Source organism: Chitinophaga sp. S165, assembly GCF_003182155.1.
In the GTDB taxonomy this organism is placed as follows: Bacteria; Bacteroidota; Bacteroidia; order Chitinophagales; family Chitinophagaceae; genus Chitinophaga.
In genome coordinates, this window is the sequence record NZ_QGTG01000001.1 from 1103002 (window position 1) to 1123287 (window position 20286).

Here is a 20286-nt window from a genome sequence, read left to right on the forward strand (position 1 = left end):
ACCTTAATTCTTTTTTAGAAAACTGCGGATACTGGCCATCTGTGCAGCCTGCATCATATCCTTTTCCGTGTTATGCAATTTATATTCGAGCGCCATGACCGTTTGAGAGGGCTCATTGTTGAGAGCAGCGAGGATCTGTTCGAACTTTGCTATTCCACGCTGCACAAAGTTGCCGCTGTAACTTCCCTGATCATATAAACATTCTGCAGAAAGGCCCTGACTATCTGAGGTAAAATGTATTTCCATACTAAACTTCCTGCTCATCGCAGTATGCTGAGGACGAACAGTAATATCAGCCGGTGTGATAAGTTCCTGACGATAATGTTCTGCGAAGTCGTCTATATGTATCTCCAACACACCTCTTCCGGCCGTTTCCTCCTTTTCAGTGGGCACCCAATGGGCGATGTACCTTTCCGGCTGATCAAGAAAGGCAGTACACTGGGTTTGTACATGTTCAATCAGATCTGATATATGCGTGTATAATTGCTTATAGATGGTTACAGGTACCACGTTCATGAACAATCCCACCGTATTATTCCAGGCAGGATCAAAACGTCCGTGCAGCGGTGCAAATACCGTCAGCACCGGTTGCGATACATCATCCATGAATGCAAGGGCTTGCAAACCGGTTATCAGTGCAAAAGGGGACACTTTGTATACAGCAGATAACTCAGTGATGGTATCATTCGAATACTTATGAAATACCTGTCTGAAATAACCGGGTCCCTGATCAGTATTCTTTGCTGCATCCCTGTCTTTCAGTAAACAATGCTGTACCATTGCCGGCCTGTCTACTTTAACAGGAACAAGCTGGCTCATGTTACGTGCATATTCCCGGTATGGGGCAATCGTTTTATAAAGGCCTGGTTTACCGTAATATTCCAGGATAGATGTGATCAACACTTTAATGCTCCATGCGTCTGCTATGAGATGATGCAGCACAAACGTAAACAAGTGCCGTTGCTCTTCCTGTTTTTGAATAAAGAAACGACATAAGGGATCTTTCTCGGGGTCCATACTTATAGCGGATCCATCACCATACTGCACCTGGTTTTCGGCTACGGCAAATACTTTGTATTGCAGTCCATCACCCAACACACGGAAGCGGCATCTCAGCATCTCCTGTACTTCCAGCACCCTGTTCAGGGCATTCCTGAAACGGGTTTCATCAAGGAGACCATTCAGTTCAAACGAACCCTTCATCAGATATTTACTTCCACCGCTTATTTCCATATCCGCCCATATTCTTTGTTGCATAGGCGTAGCAGGATGCCAGTCATTTTCTATCTGCTCTACTTTTGCAACAGGCTCCCTTTCTTTCTGATCAAGTAGTGCGGACAATTCCTTTACCTGCGGATACCGGTAAAGCTCTCCTAACGTTACACCCTTTTGTGTGAGCCTGTAAATAGTTGAAATAACCTGGATAGCCCGCAGACTATTGCCACCAGCAGCAAAGAAGTGTGTATTCCTGTCAGCCTGCATACCCAACAGTCCTGTATACAACCTGCTTACTATTTCCTCACTTTCTGATAAAGGCTGGCTTATCTGGACTTCCTCATCGCTGAAAGGCGAAGGCAGACCGGTGATGTCTTTCTTTCCGTTGCTGGTAAGAGGGATGTCCGGTATGATAACAAAAAAAGAAGGGACCATATAAGCCGGTAGTGCTGTACGCGCATAAGACATCAGTATGTCGGTATTACATGGACCATCTTCAGGCACAACATAAGCCACTAATGCCGGCTGATTCCTGCCATCAAAAGTTTTGTAAACAACTACAGCGTCCTTTACCAGTTGATGCGCTGTGAGACAATGCCTGATCTCTTCCAGTTCCACCCTGTTACCATTGATCTTTACCTGCTCGTCTTTTCGTCCCGCGAAAGCCAGCCGTCCATCATCCAGCCAGCGAACAAAGTCCCCCGTACGGTACCATATCTCCTCTCCTTGCGTATAAAAACGTAAACCAGTTTCCGCCTCATTATTGTAGTACCCGTTTGTCAGTCCTGGCCCGGATACATGCAGTTCTCCGGTTACACCGGCTGGAACCGGTTGATGGTCTGCATCGAGTACTTTTACTTTAACATTTGCCATCGGCATACCGATAGGCATCAGATTATCCGTAGGATATATTCTGGTAAAGGTGGTGCAGATCGCATTTTCCGATGGGCCATACGCATTAAACAACATATGCTTTCCGGCTAATGCAAGTCCCGTTCTTTCCGGTAATGCCTCTCCCGCAGCGATCAATACGCGTAGTGTATCCGGCAGCGCTGTAGACAACGCTGACAGGTAGGCAGGTGGAATAGTGGCCACCGTAATCCCGTTCTTCATCATCCAGTTAAGAAATATATACTGGTTACCGATCAGTTCAGGTGATGCAGTATAAATTGTGGCGCCGGACAACAAAGCCAACAGTACTTCCGATAGCGAAGCATCAAAAGCAGGAGATGAAAACCATAGACAATGATCATTCTTTTCTACACCAAATCCTGCGATCTGTGCAGTGATCGTATTTAATAAGCCTGTATGCGATATACTTAGTCCCTTAGGTTTACCTGTAGATCCCGAAGTAAATATCATATATGCAGCTGACGATCCGGTCATAGCTGCTGATGCTTCTGCTACTCCGAATGCTGGTATCTCTACTTCAATGCTCTCAAGTTTGTACGGCTGTCCTGAAGTATTCAGCACCAGCCTTGCACCGCATTCTCTTATAACAGACATCACCCGTTCTACCGGCCAATTAGCATCTACAGGCAGATATACACCACCACTGTTCATAACGGCCAGCATAGCCGTAATAGTCAACTCGTTACGGCTTGCCAGTACCGGTACGATCTGCCCAGGGATGATCCCATGCATACGCATGGTGCTCACCTGATGCAAAAGTGTACCGTAACTGACGGCTTTACCTTCGTGAACGATAGCAGTACTATCGGCATATAGGGTAGCCACTTCACGGAACCGGGCGATGACTGTTTCCTCTGGTATAATATCCGTAACAGGCCCCTTGCCACAGTTCATCCATTCCGTTATTTCTTCAACAGAAAGCATGGGGATGATCCCGACGGGTGTTTCCGGTGTTCTCATTAGTTGCCCGGCCAGGAATAGGCAATGCCTTACCAGCTGACGGATAAAAGATTCCGGATAGCTACTTTTGTTATAATCGACAGTTAGTTCAAGTTCCTTTTTATGCAAGGAGAAATTGAATGCCAGTTCCGCTTTCGCCCCTGTATTGTATTCATACTGCAATTTCTCCAGCTTAATGCTTCCGGTCTCTATGATATTGCCTTGTTGTCTTTCCTGGAAGTTGACGAGTACCTGAAACAAACTATCACCAGATATGCCGTGAAGTGTTGTCAGTTCTTTTGCCAATGCCTCATAGGGGTATTGCTGATGCTGCAATCCCTCGGCTAATTGATGATTCCATCTGTCTGTCAATGTATGGAAAGATGCTGTCGTATCAAGTTCGTTCCTTAACAAGAGGGTGTTAAGAAAGAAGCCGACCTGCCGCATGAATGCCTCGTGCAGGCGGGTATCGACCGGTATAGCCAACACTCTGTCCTTATTGCCACCGTAGCGGTACAGCAACACATCTACGATAGACAACAGCAGCGGGAATACAGTCGTCTTTCTTTCCGTGGAGAATGACAATATCTTTTCTGACAGTTCTCTTCCTAATGTAACTGTGTAACTGCCTGCTATGTTGTTTTGCTGGCGAACTCCATTTACAGATACCGTCAATGCTGTTGCAGGCAAAGTGGATTTAAATTTCTCCAGCCAGTAATCACGGCTTCCCGTATGCTGCAATTGCCTGTTCTGCCAGGCGGCGTATTCTTTATATTGTAAACCGGGAGCACTACCTGCTGACTGCTGATGATATTCCATGAGCAGTTGTTCAAACAAGATCTCCTCAGAAAGCCCGTCTGCAATAATGTGGTGCAGATTGATCAGCAGCAGCCATTCCTGTTCATCCAGTTTATACAAGGCTACCCGGTAAAGGGGCAATGTATCCAGTGGTATATGTAATTCAGCATGCTGTCTGCATACAGCGTTTGCATCAACTGCCGATTCTTCGTATTCGTAGATGAAAGTATGGTCGTTGTGGATCACCTGCCTGGGGATGCCGTCCTCATTGCAGATAAACGTGGTACGCAATGACTCAAAGCGGCCGATCAGTTTCTCAAAAGCGGCCGCAAAGCGCTGCCTGGAAAAGTCTCCCTCTACCTTGTATGCCACAGGCATGTTATAAGCTGTAGAGAAACGGACGCCGTGATGTTCTGTCCAGATCCTCAGCTGCTGCCCTGACAACTCGTACGATTCCTGCAAAGGAAGTGCAACAGGCTCAGTTAAACGAATTTTAACGCCTCTTACAGCCCTTATCGCCTGCTGGAAGAGTAATGGACAGTCAAATATATCTTTCAGCGTAAATGCGGCCTCAAAATGCTTATTTAAGCGAGCCACTAAAGCGGAAGCTTTGATGCTTTGTCCGCCCGAAGCAAAAAAATGGTCTTGCCTTCCCACCTGCTCTACCTGCAGCAATTCTTTCCAGATGGCGGCAATTATTTCCTCCGTCTCATTAACAGGGGCTTCATAAATCTTTGTGTCGTCTTTAATGGTCAGACTATGGGAAAGCAGCCTTTGCGTGTCTACCTTTCCATTGACGGTCAGGGGAATTTCCTTCAACCGGTAATAGTATTGGGGCACCATATAAACAGGCAGATGCTCCTCAAGCGATGCTCTTATACTTTTCACATCCGCATCACCGTTAAAGAACAATACCAGCTCCAGGTCGTCCCCATGTTGTTCGGCCAGCACATGTGCCGTCTTTATACCTGCGATGTTGTTTACCTGGTGTATGATCTCGTCTGTTTCTATACGGTATCCCCGGATCTTTAACTGCTGATCTGTCCTTCCCAGGAAAACCAGCTCTCCATCAGGCAATTGCCTTACCAGGTCGCCGGTACGGTATAAACGCCTGTTAATCCCGGTTCCCGCAACAATAAATTTCTCACTGGTCAACGCTTCATTATTCAGGTACCCTTTTGCTATACCGTTCCCTGCCAGGAACAGTTCCCCCGCAAGACCCGGCATTACTACCCTGCCGGCATTGTTAAGGATGAACGCTTCCATCCCGTCTATAGGACGCCCGATCGTTATCAGCTCATCGGCCGGCCGTATCCTTTTAACGATACAACCCACCGTTGCCTCTGTAGGGCCATATTCATTGTACAGTAGAATGTCCCTGTTAAGCCCGAGCAACACTGTTGCTTGTGAAGCCAACAATTGCTCTCCTCCGGTGATCACCACCTGTACAGGTGAGTGTGTTAGTTCCTGGTGTTTCAGCAAACTGATATGCGAAGGGGTCAGTTTGATGCAGTCAATGCCCTCCTTTCCGGAAAAGCATTGCCGCAGGATCACGTCTGTTTGCTCCGCCTCTCCAAATACAACCACCTTCTTCCCTGTTACTAAGGGCAGAAAGATACTGGTGATGGTGAGATCGAAAGACAACGGCGTAAACCAGGGGAAGTTGCCGCAGGCCGTATCTTTTGTATATGTTTTGATACACCAATGGAGATAGTGGGAAAGATTACCGCCCGTCAGCATACAACCTTTCGGCTTTCCTGTTGTACCGGAAGTATAGATCACATAAGAAAGCGCTTCGCTATTCTCCTCCGGATAATTTACCTGGCTTTCTACCTCGTCCAACAATGATCCTATAGGACAGCCCGGACCGTCCTCATTATCATCAGTAAGTATCAATACAGGAGCCGCATCCTCGAGGATGGATTGTATCCTGGATGCAGGCTGCGACCTGTCTATAGGCAGGAAAGCAGCACCGGCTTTTATAATGGCAATAACAGCAATGATCACCCGTGCACTTCTCCCTGCACTGACAGCCACAATATCTCCCGGGCGTACACCCTTCTTTCCGATGAGTACTGCCGCCAGTTTGTCTGTTGCAAGCTGAAGTGACTGATAGGTATACTTCGTATCTCCGTCAACAACAGCGATTGCATCAGGATACTTTTTACATGCTGTCTGGAACAATGCAATAAACCCCGGCTGTGAAATTACCGGCAGCGGTGCATCAAAGGACAGCTCATCCGCCAGTAGATGAACATCTGTAAGGTTTTCCAGGCCGGTCGCTGCCAGGTCCAGCAATCTTTGCAATACCTGGTCTATTTGCTCAACGCCATTCCTATCAAATCGTGTAGTATCGTAATACCATCTTGTCGTAAGCCCATCTGTCCCTTCCAGGATATCCAGTTGCAAGGCTGCGCCGGGAAGTACTACCCGCCAATCGCTGTAATCGGCAATATGTTCCGGTATTCTCACGTATTGCACTACATAACGTAACTCATTGCCCGCAACTTCTTCTATGAATTCGTGCGTGAAATACTCCGCAAGCGATTGTCTCTCTTCCATTGACTGAGAGAGCCTGTCCACCAACGCTTTGAAACTATCTTCCAAAGCTACCGGCAAAGGGATCACCTGGTCGATAAGGCCTGCGGTGTTGCCCAGTTCATCATAAACCCTGCCGTTCAGTAATACTCCGGGCGTTACAACATCCCTGCCTGTAAAGTGACCCAGCAAAACACTGAATATACCATAACAGCAATCGCGGACTGACATACCCGCCTTTTCAGCCGCAAGCAGTAATGATCTTCCTTTCTTTGTTGCAATGGTGCTTTCATAGGCAGGTCTATTCGCGGTAGCTCTTTCAAATATAAACGGCGCTGTCTCCGTAGCCTGCTGCTGTTTAAACCAGGCGCTTACCTCATCCGGCGCTTGTTTCAATGTTTCTGCCTGCCAGCTTGCATACTGAGAATAAGATATAAGGAGCACTTCCACCTGCTTACCTGAAAAAACCTGTTGTATTGCACTGCATAACTTAACAACGCTGTGAAAGTCAACGAGGCCAAAAGGGATCTGTATATAAGCATCATAACAAGCCTTCCCCCGTGAAGCTACGAAGACCACATATTCACTTAACTCTTCCTGACACCTGCGGCAATTGTCCCGGAACGCGTCTTCATTCCCCGGCTGATCATCCAGGACAATATATAGTTGCTGTCTATCTGATGTATCTATTTTCTGTAGCGGATACACCACATCAGGCTGATAAATAAAACGTATAAAAAGTGCTTCCTGCTCCTGAAACATCGCTCGTAGCGCACGCTCCAGCTCCTGCAAATGGTTCACCTGTTCACAGCGGACCTTCCAGGAAAAACTAACAGGCAACTGAGGTATGTTCTTTTGAAAATATCCCTTCTGTTTTTCAGTAACAGGCAGGATTACATCACCGGATAAACTCGTCATTATAGTCTGATAGGTTTCATCATGATTACATTGATCTCTCTTTCTCCGCGGAAGGAATTACGCCCGTGCGCAACCAGCATATTATCCATCAGCAGGAGATCTTTCTTCTTCCAGGGGAAATAGATACATTCTTCCTCGTAAGCAGCATGGATCAATTCCAGGTATTCGGCTTCAATAGATGAGCCATCTCCATAGTAAGTATTAAAAGGGAGCTCGTCACTGCTGGAAAACGCCGCCCTTATTTCGGGTGCAAGGGCCAGGAAATTGAAGAAATATCCATGGTTGAACCAAATATCTTCTCCTGTTACCGGATGTGTTCTTACGGCAGGCCTTTGCCATCTGATCTCCAGCCGGTCATTGCCTGTCCAGGCGAACTCCTGTCCATGTGTTTTACAATGCTCTTCTACCACTGCAGGATCTTTCGTCTGGAACACCTCCTGCCATGATAATCCCACCCCTTGTTGCAACAGCCTCCGATAAAGGATACCTTTTTCACGAAAGCTGTTAACCAGCTTCTCTGGCAGACGCTTCAACACTTTACGCACGTCCGCTATAGGTGTTTCTCCACGTTCCAATGGCTCTTTCGCACAGTAGAAAGCGATCTTCTGGGGCCAGGTGTGAGAGTAAGACAGCTCATTATGCATATTAATAACCTGATCTGCCGGATGCTCCGTAGAAGTATATACATTTTCCCTCACCTCCGTCCGTGGAGAGGACCGGTCCTTATAAGAAAGGAACTCTTCGTTAAAGGCGCCCATTACATCCTGGAAGGCATTTCTGTCAGGTACATCAAAGCCTCTGAATAAGATAGCCCCATAAACTTTCAGCTCAAGCTCCACCTCTTCCTGGTGGCCAGACAACCATGACTGCAATGATATTCCGTCTATAGCGGGTTTATAGATCACGGGAAAACCAGGCGTTCTTTCAATAATATCTCCTGCAAGATCAATAGTCCTCGGTTTCACATCTTTTAATGAAAATTGCTGTCTTTGAAACTGCATAGAGCATTATTTTGTAGTGGTTAATTTTATGAGGTTCTCATTCCGGCGGGAGTGTAAGGTTTGCCTGGCTTTTGCTGACCGGTTTTCTTTCAGTTTGGCTATTAGCTTTGCAAGTGATTCATCCCGACCTGTAAATACCAGTTCCAGCAGCTGCTGCCAGTCTTCTGTCATCTCATTTACCAGTGCAGCAGGATATCGTGCCGCGTCGTAATGTATCCGCAGATCGATATCATCATGTCCTTCATCAAAACGGAATTCCATCGGATATTTTCTTGGGTCTATAGACATCCTCTTAAAACTGCTTATTGTCAGATCATCAAAATGCCTTGCGCTATGATGCCGTTTCAACCGGAAGTTCTGCAGCGATATTTCTATTTCAAAGAACGGATGGAGCGCTCCCTCCTGCCGTTCCCAGCATTCATTCTTTAATGTTTCGAAGGAGTAGTCCTGCTTTTCAAACATCTCCATCAGATGTAACTTCAGCCGTTCCAGGAAATGAGTAAATGTTTCATCCCGGTCCAGCTGAATACGCAACACCAGTATATTCAGAAAATGTCCTATCAGCTTATTCCATTTTGCTTTGCTTCTTCCCGTAACAGGCGTTCCTGTAGTAATGTCTGTAGCGCCTGTATAACTGTGTAACAACAACTGCGTAACGGCTATTATGACAGCGAATACACTAAGGTTAAGATCAGTCGCCAGCTGTTTGATGCCGGCATAGAGGGGGCCATTTATCAGCAATGCGGCTTCTCCATTTCCCGGAGCCCCATTATCCGTTACTCCCGGAATATGCAACGGTGTAATTGCTTTCACTTGTTGATGCCAGAATGAACGCAGCATTTCATTCTGTGTGTTATCCTGTTCCTCCTGTACGTAATGACGGTATTGTAATGAGGATGCACCCGCCAGCTGTTGTCCGTTCACCAATGCATTATATAGGTCTATCAGGTCATTAAAGAGTATTTCCAACGACCATCCATCGCAAACAATATGATGCACTGTCACGGCGACAAGGTGGGTCCCGTTGTTTCTTTTACATACCGATACCCGCCATAGCCATTCATCACCCGGACTAAAGGCTTCCTGGTTCTTTGCCATTAAGCGTTGCTCCGCAGCAGCAGCATCGTCCGGAAGATCAAGATGCTCAATTGTGAACCTGCGACCAGGTAATGGCTTCTGCCAGGGGATCCCTTCTTTTTCGTAGAACACCGTCTGCAATATCTCGTGCCGCTGTGCAAGCAGGTTGCAAGCTTCTTCGAATTTGTCGGGAAGGAAAGGGCCTTCTATAAGCAGTGTTTCAGACAGGTTGAACAATGCAGCCCCGGGCTGTAACCGCCATGCCCACCAGATGTTCTGTTGTGCAGCGGAGAGTTTGATTTCGGGCACTAAGATCTCCTCTTCCGCACTGATCAGCCCTTCCTGTAACAGCTCCACACAACTATCCATTACTGACTGTTTCAGGTAACTGATATCAGCAGCTGTATGCGCCGTTGATACATAACAATTCCGGCCTTCCCATATGTAGACACCTTTTGCCAGCAGTTTATAAAAAATCAGTTCGTAGTTACCTTTCAGCACAAAGCGGAACAATGATCCGAAGTGCACCATGCTAACAGGAATACGCTGACCTTTGAAGAATGTATTCAGTTCGTCGCACATGCCGGCAGTTGTTCGTTCCAGTTCCTGGTAGATGTCCGGGTTCGCTTCCAGGTGGTCCAATACATGGATCCCTGCTTCCATCGCCAGCGGATGATGGCAGAAAGTACCAGCTACAAACGTATTGGTAGCAGTAGGATACGAATTGTCGCCATAAGACCAGCATCCGCCATCCACGGCATCCATGAAGCGTTTGCTACCTGCTACTACACCTATCGGAACACCACCGCCAATGATCTTACCATATACTGAAAGATCCGGTCTTACTTTTGTAAATGCACGGATCCCGTTGATCGCGAACCTGAACCCCGATATCACCTCGTCAAATATCAATGCAATATTGTGCTGTGCTGTAATGCCTGATAAGCTTTCGAGGAATTGTCCGGGGAAGAAGTCCGGTCTGCGGCTCTGCACCGGTTCCACCAGTACAGCGGCGATCTCTCCTGTCATACCTGCAATCACTTCCAGGTCTTCCTCATTCCCATAACGCAACACGAGTACGTCCTGTCCTACAGATGTATTCACGCCAGGCGCCAGCGGTTCTCCGTATACACTCTTTCCCTGGCGTGCCAGGATGCCATCGAAAGTGCCATGATAAGAGCCTGAGAAGATCACGATCTTATTCTTCTGGGTTACCGCTCTTGCCAGCCTGATAGCCACCATAACAGCTTCCGTGCCTGTATTGTAAAAAGCCGCACGATCATTACCTGTAATATTACAGATGCGCATAGCCAGCTTTCCTGCCTGCGGACTTAAAGCTCCCAGGAATAGTTTATTCTCCAGTACTTCCTGTAAACCTTTATTGATGAATGCCGGATTATAACCAAACAGATGTACCCCAAAGCCCATTGTAAAATCCAGGTACCGGTTATCGTCCATATCCCAGATGTAAGCGCCTTCCGCTTTTGCCGCTACCGGCTGGTACACCATTTCTTTCCAGCGCGGTTTAAACCCTGCAATGTTGCGGTTGTTGGCAAGGTATTGACGATAGTCCTGCGTCAGTTGTTTGGAGCTATTGCTGTTTTTTACAACATCATTCACCAAAGCCTGCAATGCATCATCATTACCTGTTGACTGATCCTGTAGTACTTCCGGCGCTTTATAAGGCACATAGGCAGCTTCTTCTGTCTTCTTTACCGGTATTGCACCGGGGGCAGCTGTCAACAGATACTCTTTTAACTTCCCCGGTGTATTCAGTTTGTCATAGAATAACGACACCTCAATATTCACCTTTTTATCTTCAAGGATCCGTTCACGCAGGTGCATGATCATAATTGAATCCATGCCCATGCCAAAGAAATCATCCTCATCACTGAATGTACCGGCTTTCATTTCTGTGATCTCAGCAACGATCCTGTCGGTATATAATGCTATTGAAAGATCTTCAGTTGTACTGGCCGTTGCAGGTACTGTACCGGTTGTTATAATTTCACCCGAAGGGTTTACATATGAACGGTACCGGCCGTCGTCCACCCAGAACTCTTCATGATCAAACTGGTATACAGGAATGGGAACAGCTACGCCATTGAGCGAATAGACATGTGCCTGGCCGGCTGATAAAAACTGTTGTGCGTCTTCCTGTAACAACAGACAGTGGCTGTCATTCATTCCCGGAGACACAAGTAACCTTTCGTTATCCCCTTTTACCACCAGTTCCAACAAACGGCATGCAGCCACTTTATTCTCAGCGATCAGTGCTACGCGTTCTTCGAAATGGTCCCGGCAATGCAAAGCGGTATATGCTACATCTGGAAAAGCAACATCTGTATTCCCGAGGTATGTTATATAAGCTGCCGCCAGTTTCTGCAATGCTCCTGCCGACCGGGCAGAAAGTAATAAAACGCTGCATTCATCAGGATGCTGATTACTGTATTGATGTACTGCCGACTGCAATATCATATGCACATTCGTGCCACTGAACCCAAAGGAACTTACCGATGCAAAACTGTTTGCAAGAGTGGGCAGACTGGTTGTAGACGTCACAACCTTCACCTGTTCATTCCAGCTGATAGCAGGATTGGGATTGTGATAATGCAGGCTTGCCGGCACTTTCCCGTGATACAGGCACAGGGAAGTTTTGATCAGCGCGGCAATGCCGGCGGCAGATTCCAGGTGCCCGATATTCGTCTTCACGCTCCCTATATAAAGTGGGTGTTTTCTTTCATTACCGTTTATGTATGCCTGTTGCAGCGCCTCTGCTTCTATAGGGTCACCCAGTTTGGTGCCTGTTCCATGTGCTTCTACATACAACACCTCATCGGGATGTACATTCGCACTTTTAAGGGCCGCTTTCAGCAGCCTTTCCTGTGCCAGACCATTGGGGGCAGTCATACCGTTACTCGCGCCATCCTGGTTAATAGCGGCCCCTTTTATTACTGCTATAATATGATCACCATCCCGGATGGCATCATCATACCTTTTCAGTACCACTATTCCGCATCCCTCACCACGGCCATAACCGTCTGCGGCGGCATCAAAAGCCTTACACCTGCCATCAGCAGCCAGCGCCCTCGTTCTTGACAATGAAATATATCCAAGCGGCGTCAGGAAAAGGTTGATCCCTCCCGCAATAGCGATACCTGTCTTTCCGGAACGGAGTTCCCTGACAGCAAGGTCCACGGCCACAAGCGATGAAGAGCAGGCAGTATCAACCATCATGTTGGCTCCTGTCAGTCCCAACTGATAAGCGATCCTTCCACTTGTAGTAGAAGTGGCATTACCTGTTACAAAAAAATGTGTGATGCCCTCCGGATTTTCTCCCGTCACCAGATGTTTGTAATGATCGTCGGATGCACTCAGGAACACGGCCGTATCGGTCCCTTTAAGGCCACCGGGCCTTATATTGGCGGCTTCCAGCGCCTGCCAGGTTGTTTCAAGCAAGATCCTCTGCTGGGGTGACATTTGTTTTGCTTCTGCAGGATTGATCCTGAAGAAGGCAGCATCAAAGCCCTTTACATCATCTAAAAAAGCACCTGTGGTACAATAGGACTTACCCCGTGCATCAGGGTCCTTATCAAAAAAGCGCCCGGCATTCCAGCGGTCTTCCGGCACTTCCGCCACCGCATCTTTTGCATTACATAGATTGTCCCAGAATGCCGCCACATTTTCCGCGCCGGGAAAGCGGCAGGACATGCCAACAATGGCAACGGGCATGTCCTCCTTCCTTTCCAGTGTGTCTATACGTTCCTCTGCAATTTTCAGCCTCTCGTACAACTTCTTTACCAGCTCTATATTTTCCATAGACGATTAATATTTTTGCATTTCTTCACTAACCATTTTTAATACCTCTTCATCACTCATATCATAGAGACTGCTTATTTTCCCTGTTTTGACCTGCGGAGCTACTACCTTTTCGAAACGGCTGTTCACATAAGCCGACAGGCCACTGATCGTTGGATAATTGAACAGCATATTGGTCGTCACTGTCAATCCCAGCTGTGCATTGATACACTGTACATATTTGACCAGCAATATGGAATCCATTCCCATGTCACTGAAACTCCGGGTAATGTCTACCGGTGCTTCGCCTTCCATTGCCAGGACCTGTTTCACCAATCTTACCAGTTCTTTCCTGATCAGGTCCTGTCTTTCCACATCATCAGCTATCAGCGAAAGATCTGTCTTACCCTCAACGGGCTGCTCTGATCTGTTCTCTGCCGGGCGCAGGTTTTCCCAGAAGGCTACGGGTCCCTGCATTTCCATCATGGCAATAAAGCGCGTCGTATCAAGGCGTACATATATCAATTGAGGAGTATCGGCTACCAACAGCGAAGAGTATATCCTGCGAACGGCGCCTGCATTAAAAGGCGGCACACCGGACTCCTTCAACAGATCAACACTGTTCTCAGTTTCCAGCATCATATTACTGCCTTCCCAGGGTCCCCAGTTGATAGTTTTAGCCGCGATACCCTGCTTTCTCAATCGCAGGATAAACCCATCCATATAGGCATTGGCGGCGGCATAATGGGACAACATCCCAGATCCCCACACTGCTGCAATGGAAGAATAAGTAACCAGGAAATCCAGCTGCTCCAGGGGCAGGCAGGCTGCAATGTTTTGCAGTCCTGTAATTTTGGGCCCGGCCACATACATGATGTCATCGGTAGTCAGGTTATTTTGTAAACAACGACTGTTTGTTCCCGCCGCATGAACAATACCCTTCAATATTTTCTTTTCCTTCAGTAGCCAATCGGCAAGCCCGCGAACTGCCGCAGCGTCTGTAATATCCAGCTGCCTGTAAATAACACGGTCACCAGCCGTATTACTGTTTATACTCCTTCCTGTAATAATTACTGTACCGGCTCCTTTCTGTACCATCCACTCTGCAAGATGAGCGCCTAAAGACCCCTTGCCACCGGTAATAAGATAAGTTCCTCCGGGATCGCAGGAGATCTCCACTGCGGGGGATAATCCACTGGCCGTAAGAGCCGGATACCACAGTCGCCCGTCCCTGAAAGATATTTCCCTGAAACAGGATTGTTGTACATAGTTATCAAGGAACACGGCATCCGGTAACTGTTTGTCTATGTCCAGCACCAGCATCACTGCGCCACGCATTTCCAGGGACACTGATTTTATAAAGGCCGTCAGACTATATTGAAATGCGGACAGATCATCATTACCCGGTGCATTGAAAGCATTACGGGTAACAAAGAGTATAGCAGCCGGCGTGCGACCAAGCTGTTGTACCGATCTAAAAAACGTCAGCAACTGCTGATATACATTTCTCAACCCTGCCTCGTCTGTCTCCTGAAGAGCGCTGAGATCATATACCAGGCAGAAAGGCCGCTGCCCGAAACCACTATTGAGGCTATCCAGCGTAGACAACCGGTCGTATGGCAGCGATATAGTTCCGCTTTTATTCAGGAACCATTGCCTGTTCAGGTCCGTTCCCTCGCCTGTCTCTAAATAAACATATTGCAACACTTCCTTTTCCTCGAGTATCGCAGGTTCCAACTGCTTCCACTGAATACCGTAACAACCCGCAGCGGACGCCCCTGGCAGTTTTCCCAGCCAGTGGGACTTCAGATGAAAACGGGGTGCTGGTAGCTGTTTACGGGTAGTTGTCGTTGTTGTTTCACAAGCCGTCACTATGCAATGTGCAATGGTACCGGTAAAGCCAAATGAACTGACACCTCCGGTGAGGCGGGAATCATTATTGAAACCCTGAGTATCTGTATTGATCTGAAAGGGCATATTATCCCAGTCAATATGATGGTTAGGCTGCTGGAAATGCAGGTGTGGAGGCAGTTGCCTGTGATGAATACTCAGACATACTTTTATGAAGCCTGCCAGTCCTGCCGCAGCTTCCAGGTGCCCTACATTACTTTTAACAGAACCCAGCAACAGCTTTTTGCCAGCTGTACGATTGCCAAACACCTGCTTCAATCCTTCTGCCTCTACAGGATCTCCCAGGGATGTTCCGGTACCATGTCCCTCTATAAAACTTATATCATCAGGTTGCATACCTGCAGCACTTAAGGCATTGCGGATCACTTTCGCCTGGCTGCCAGGATCAGGTACTGTAAGTCCGCCGCTGGCGCCATCCTGTGCAACAGCAGAACCCTTTATACAAGCATAGATGCGGTCTCCGTCGTTCACCGCATCGGACAATCTTTTTAATACGACCGACAAACAACCTTCAGAACGCACGTAACCATTAGCACTATCGTCGAAAGCTTTGCAACGTCCGTCGGGCGATAACATTCCTGCTTCTGTCAGACTTGCCTGCAGATAAGGGGACAATACCAGGTTTGCGCCACTGACAATTGCCACCTTACACTCGTTCCTTTTAAGACTTTCAGCGCCCTGGTGCAGGGCTACTAAGGAAGAAGAGCAGGCAGTGTCTATACTTAAACAGGGACCGTGAAAACCGTAACAGTAAGAGATGCGCCCACTGGCGCCGCTCAATGAATTGCCGCTTCCCAGGTAGGGGTCTACCATATATTTATCATCCTGCTGCATGATATGCAGACTGTAGTCGAATGCACTGATGCCGGTAAAAACGCCCGTATCAGTGCCTTTAAGGGACTCAGGAGATATGCCTGCATCAGCGAGCGCATTACCCACTACCATCAGCAACTGCCGTTGTTGCGGATCGATATATCTTGCTTCTGCTGGTGAGATGTGAAAATATTCGTTATCAAACAATGTGATGTCGTCCAGTAACCCCGCATGTGGCATAGCCCGGCTAACAGGCCCCTGCTGATGTCCCATATCCTGCCAGCGGGCAGTTAAACCATTGTCAGCTATCAGATCCTCTCCCGTCAGCAAGGCATCCCAGAAGTCCTGCACAGAACGGATACCACCGGGCAGGTGACAGGCCATACCTACCACCGCTATTTCTTCGGTTAAAGGATCACGGCTTTTCTCTTCTTCCAGCTTTCTTTCCAGGTTCCGGATGATCAGAAACGACTTCTGAAGACTGCTAAGCGTATCATGGGATGTTGATTGAGCTGTAGTATTCACAATAGTTAACTTTAATTGGTAGATGGGTTAAATACACGCTTTCAAAAGCGGCAGCTGCAAATGTGTAAAATGCATGCTGATATATTTTGTTAGTGTCTGACTGAAAGCGGTGGCATCTGAAAAGTAGAAATGATTGCCTTCCAGCCATTCCTGGTAACATGCAGCTATGGTATGTTCCTTCCAGAAAATTGCGGGATCAGGCCCGACACTTTCATCTTCCGTCCCGTTCATGATCACAAAGGGCAGATCAAAGGGTTCGCGCTGACGATATGAATAGGTGTCATTCAAATGCAGATCATTCCGGATGATCGGCAGATAGAACGAAAGGAAGTCAGGATGCCGCAGAAAGTATTCCGGGATCCCGCCCATCCGGGAAAGGCAGGTTAACAGTTCATCATCCGGCAATAGTGATCTGTTGGTATTTTCTGAAACGGCGGCAGGCCCTTTCCTGCCGGAAAAGAAGACCAGTTCGGGCAGGTCCATGTCATAACGCCGCATACAGGCCATTGTTTCAAAGGCAATGAGCGCCCCCAGGCTATGGCCCAGAAAGACCAGCGGTAAATGCTGATCCCTGTTCTTCCGGACTATTTCCATGCAATCTTTTGCTGTGGCATCCATGTCTTTTAGAAACGGCTCTTGTATCCTCCTGCCTCTTCCGGCATAACAGATCGTAGATGTTACTGTCACCGGCAGCAGTTCTTTCTCTATAGGAACATAGGAAACCTCGCTTCCGCCCGCGTGGGGGAAAATAAAAAGCTGTACGCCGTTTGTACGCATCGCTTTAATGTTTGTGATATGTAAGAATTACCGGCCCTTATTTATCGGCTGAAACAGATACAGTGCAATGAGCACCACTACAGGAGTAAGAACGATGCCCAGGCAAAATGATCCCCAGAATCCGATACGCGTACGTATACCGGCGATCCCGCAGACCACTGCAAGAATTATCCAACCGATAAATAAGGGGCTGAAAATGATATTGAACATATTCCGGTCGGTTATATCGCGTCAGGTTCAGGATCTCTTCCTGCTTTCCTGGAAGTAAAAGGTTTCTTAACTGTTGTAGTGATATTGCTTACAACTTCTTTTCCCTTATCCAGCTCTTCTGAGAAGTACTCCTTCACATCTGCAGGCTTGAAATCGAGCATAGTGCCACCCTGTGCAAAATGTTTATCAAACACTTTACCCACAGCGTATGTAGTAGCACCGGCAAATGCAGGGAATGTAACGGCTCCTATGGCTGATCCAACTACAGGAATAGCCTTGATGGCACTTCCCAGGAAGCTTGTTACCAATGCTTTACTGCCCACACCGCCAACTAAAGCCGCCAGCAACGATTTACCCAGATCTTCTGCGAACTGTACACCGTGTAATTTGGCCAGTTTGCTGATCATAGAAAGCTGTACGCCTGTAACGGCTGCTACATCTACAATTGGAATAGGAACAGCCCCTACGCCCATAGAAATAAGTACATGCTTTTTGATAATTGCCCGAGAGCTGACTTCTCTGTCAGTCGATGTGGTAACTTCGACCTGTGAATTTTCTATCATGTTAATTCTATTTTACTGATGAAAAATGATTTAGTTATTTACGGCCTGTTAGGCGTGGCTGGTCTTACGGTCGCGCCGCCGGCAGCAGGCACTGTTGTAAACTGATCACCCATTATCACAGGAAGCCCGCCCGAGCCATTACTACCCATAATGATCATTTTTGAATTCGGCGAAGCAGCCAGTCGTTGTGTTACATCAAGCGCCCTCCACTGAGCAGGCGACACATTCAATATTGTCGCGAAATCCCTCACCCCTTGCGCTTCTATGATCTTACGCTGCCGCTCCTTCTGCTCTACTGCCAGTCTATACCTATATTCTTCATTCAGCTGCTGCCTTGCAAACACTGCTGTGATGGCACTATCAATGATATCAGGCAGCTCAACTTTTGAAATGAAATATCCTTCTATCTGCACTTTATTATTGACAAGGATCTTCCTCAGACTATCAATTTCATTTTTCTCTGTCACCCCCCTGTCCATCATAAAAATATCTTCAGGAGCAAGTTCTGAGATGTCCTTCCTGATCTTAGCCTCAATACACGGCGCAACAAGTGTATTCTTGTAATCCGTTCCCACCTGCTGATGCAGCAGCGGAAGGAAATTCCTGTCGGGCTTGAATAATACTGCATAGTCCAGTCGGATCTTGAGCCCGTTCTTACTGATTATAGACTGGCTGAAATTGAGCTTCTGTGTCCTTACATCATAAATGGTCATTGTATTGAACGGACTAATGATGTGCAACCCTTCACCATATGTTCTCTTAATATCAGTTCCGCTGGCTACGCTATATAATACACCGGCTTCACCTGACTTTATTACAACGAAAACACGTTTATGAAAAAACACAACAAAAAAAAGAAGCACCAGTGTTACAATAGCCGCTCTTCTTAAAAATTCATTCCTGTCTGATCGGGTATCAAAAATTTTCATAACCTGCCCTCTGCAAGACTATTTAACTGGTTAGCCAATGATATATCTGTAAATAACTGATGGAAAGTTAAAGGAGCAAATAGATGTCTTCATTAATGTCATTACTGGGTTTTATCATATTATCAATACGCTTTATGGCTTTGTTTCCCGATATATACATACACACGCATAGCAGGAAAATCACAACGTAAACGGTGATCTTTCCGGGTATACTCTTTAAGCATACTCAAACAATGAACGCAGTAAGATCTGTAGTCATCCGTGGGAATAAGGATTTATCATACTCAACAGCTGAAATGTGTACTATCAGGGTTCCTGACATTTCAATTCTTATTTTATTTAAATTTTTCTGATATTCGTTTTATGTAACTTCAAATAAAATTCGTGCTATTATCAATATTATTTACCACATAAAAGTGTAGTCCTTGATGATACATTGATTTTATATCTTGTTCTGGGTCAGTAACCATATTCCGCTAAAGGTCAATAATACGTAGGTCTTGTACTTTGTCATAGTGAAACGGACGAGTTAATCATCCCAGCCCGTTCCCCTATTTTTTGTTAACGTATAAACTATTTGATAACTCTATTGTTTTCTATTCTCTTCGTTTTAAACCAACGCACGTACTTATCTTATTCCCAATGATTCAAAATTTTAAAAACCAATGTTATCAGTCAATCTAAATCGAAAATATCAGATCGGCATCATTGAAGAAGACACACAATTCAGCGACGATCTCATATTACACATCTCTCAAAACAGCCATTTTTCGACTTGTCTCAATACCAACAGTATTTCAACAGCTTTCCGTATCCTGTATAATTATCCTTCCCTTAACCCTGATCTCTTATTACTAAGTATACAAACCGCAGATGCGGAAAAGATGGAAGAAATAAAAGAGTTTAAGGAACTCAAGCCTGAAATGCTCGTTGTACTGCTTACGAAAGAAGAAAATAAACATATCATCCAGCTGGCGTTTGATCAGGGCGCCGATGGCTATCTCATGAAAACTGAAAACTTCCACAGCATAGAACATAAAATGATCAATATGCTGGAATTCGGTCAACCGGCAGTCAGTCAGCAGATATTCAGATATATGCTTTACCGTAACAGAAATGAGAAACCTGCTACCAGGGAAAAGCTGACCAAAAAAGAAAAAGAAATTACAGAAATGGTCCTGGAGGGAATGTCTTATAAACAGATCGCCGCAAACCTCCATCTAAGCTTAAATACCATTCAATACCATATGAAAAATATTTTCCTTAAACTGGATATCAAAACAAAGACGGAGTTATTTAAGATCTATTATCATTAAGTGTGACGGCTAAAAAATAATCGGGGCTTCTTTACGAAGCCCCGAC

Annotated in this window: 8 protein-coding genes; 1 reads left to right on the top strand and 7 read right to left on the bottom strand. The window is 46.5% G+C overall.

Features of this window, described 5'->3' with window-relative positions:
• Nucleotides 1-3: 3 nt before the first annotated feature.
• The 7 genes from C7475_RS03945 to C7475_RS03980 form a co-directional block, all read right to left on the bottom strand.
• Nucleotides 4-7320, bottom strand: coding sequence for a non-ribosomal peptide synthetase (locus tag C7475_RS03945; RefSeq protein WP_110051292.1), 7317 nt, complete (start codon nt 7318-7320; stop codon nt 4-6).
• Complete coding sequence (locus C7475_RS03950; protein ID WP_110051295.1) at nt 7320-8321, bottom strand: TauD/TfdA family dioxygenase; 1002 nt, start codon at nt 8319-8321, stop codon at nt 7320-7322. The genes C7475_RS03945 and C7475_RS03950 overlap by 1 nt, the downstream gene beginning before the upstream one ends.
• A gap of 6 nt (nt 8322-8327) precedes the next feature.
• Complete coding sequence (locus tag C7475_RS03955) at nt 8328-13217, bottom strand: aminotransferase class III-fold pyridoxal phosphate-dependent enzyme (RefSeq protein WP_110051297.1); 4890 nt, start codon at nt 13215-13217, stop codon at nt 8328-8330.
• 6 nt (nt 13218-13223) lie between these two features.
• Nucleotides 13224-16445 carry a type I polyketide synthase gene (locus tag C7475_RS03960; protein ID WP_110051299.1) on the bottom strand — a complete coding sequence of 1074 codons (3222 nt, stop codon included), beginning with the start codon at nt 16443-16445 and terminating at the stop codon, nt 13224-13226.
• A 27-nt stretch (nt 16446-16472) separates the two neighbouring features.
• Complete coding sequence (locus tag C7475_RS03965) at nt 16473-17222, bottom strand: thioesterase II family protein (protein ID WP_110051302.1); 750 nt, start codon at nt 17220-17222, stop codon at nt 16473-16475.
• A gap of 221 nt (nt 17223-17443) precedes the next feature.
• Complete coding sequence (locus C7475_RS03975; protein ID WP_110051308.1) at nt 17444-17995, bottom strand: YcjF family protein; 552 nt, start codon at nt 17993-17995, stop codon at nt 17444-17446.
• 38 nt (nt 17996-18033) lie between these two features.
• Entirely contained in the window at nt 18034-18924 is an 891-nt protein-coding gene (locus C7475_RS03980; RefSeq protein WP_110051310.1) for a prohibitin family protein, read from the bottom strand.
• Between the two features lie 665 nt (nt 18925-19589).
• On the opposite strand from C7475_RS03980, the gene C7475_RS03985 reads away from it, so the two are divergent.
• Nucleotides 19590-20240: a response regulator transcription factor gene (locus tag C7475_RS03985; RefSeq protein ID WP_110051313.1), complete on the top strand. Its 651-nt coding sequence runs from the start codon at nt 19590-19592 to the stop codon at nt 20238-20240.
• Nucleotides 20241-20286 lie beyond the last annotated feature (46 nt).

Excerpts from the sequence above, each read along its gene's own strand:
- C7475_RS03945 (WP_110051292.1), bottom strand. The coding sequence starts at position 7,320 with ATGACGAGTTTATCCGGTGATGTAATCCTGCCTGTTACTGAAAAACAG.
- C7475_RS03950 (WP_110051295.1), bottom strand. The coding sequence starts at position 8,321 with ATGCAGTTTCAAAGACAGCAATTTTCATTAAAAGATGTGAAACCGAGG.
- C7475_RS03955 (WP_110051297.1), bottom strand. The coding sequence starts at position 13,217 with ATGGAAAATATAGAGCTGGTAAAGAAGTTGTACGAGAGGCTGAAAATT.
- C7475_RS03965 (WP_110051302.1), bottom strand. The coding sequence starts at position 17,222 with ATGCGTACAAACGGCGTACAGCTTTTTATTTTCCCCCACGCGGGCGGA.
- C7475_RS03975 (WP_110051308.1), bottom strand. The coding sequence starts at position 17,995 with ATGATAGAAAATTCACAGGTCGAAGTTACCACATCGACTGACAGAGAA.
- C7475_RS03980 (WP_110051310.1), bottom strand. The coding sequence starts at position 18,924 with ATGAAAATTTTTGATACCCGATCAGACAGGAATGAATTTTTAAGAAGA.
- C7475_RS03985 (WP_110051313.1), top strand. The coding sequence starts at position 19,590 with ATGTTATCAGTCAATCTAAATCGAAAATATCAGATCGGCATCATTGAA.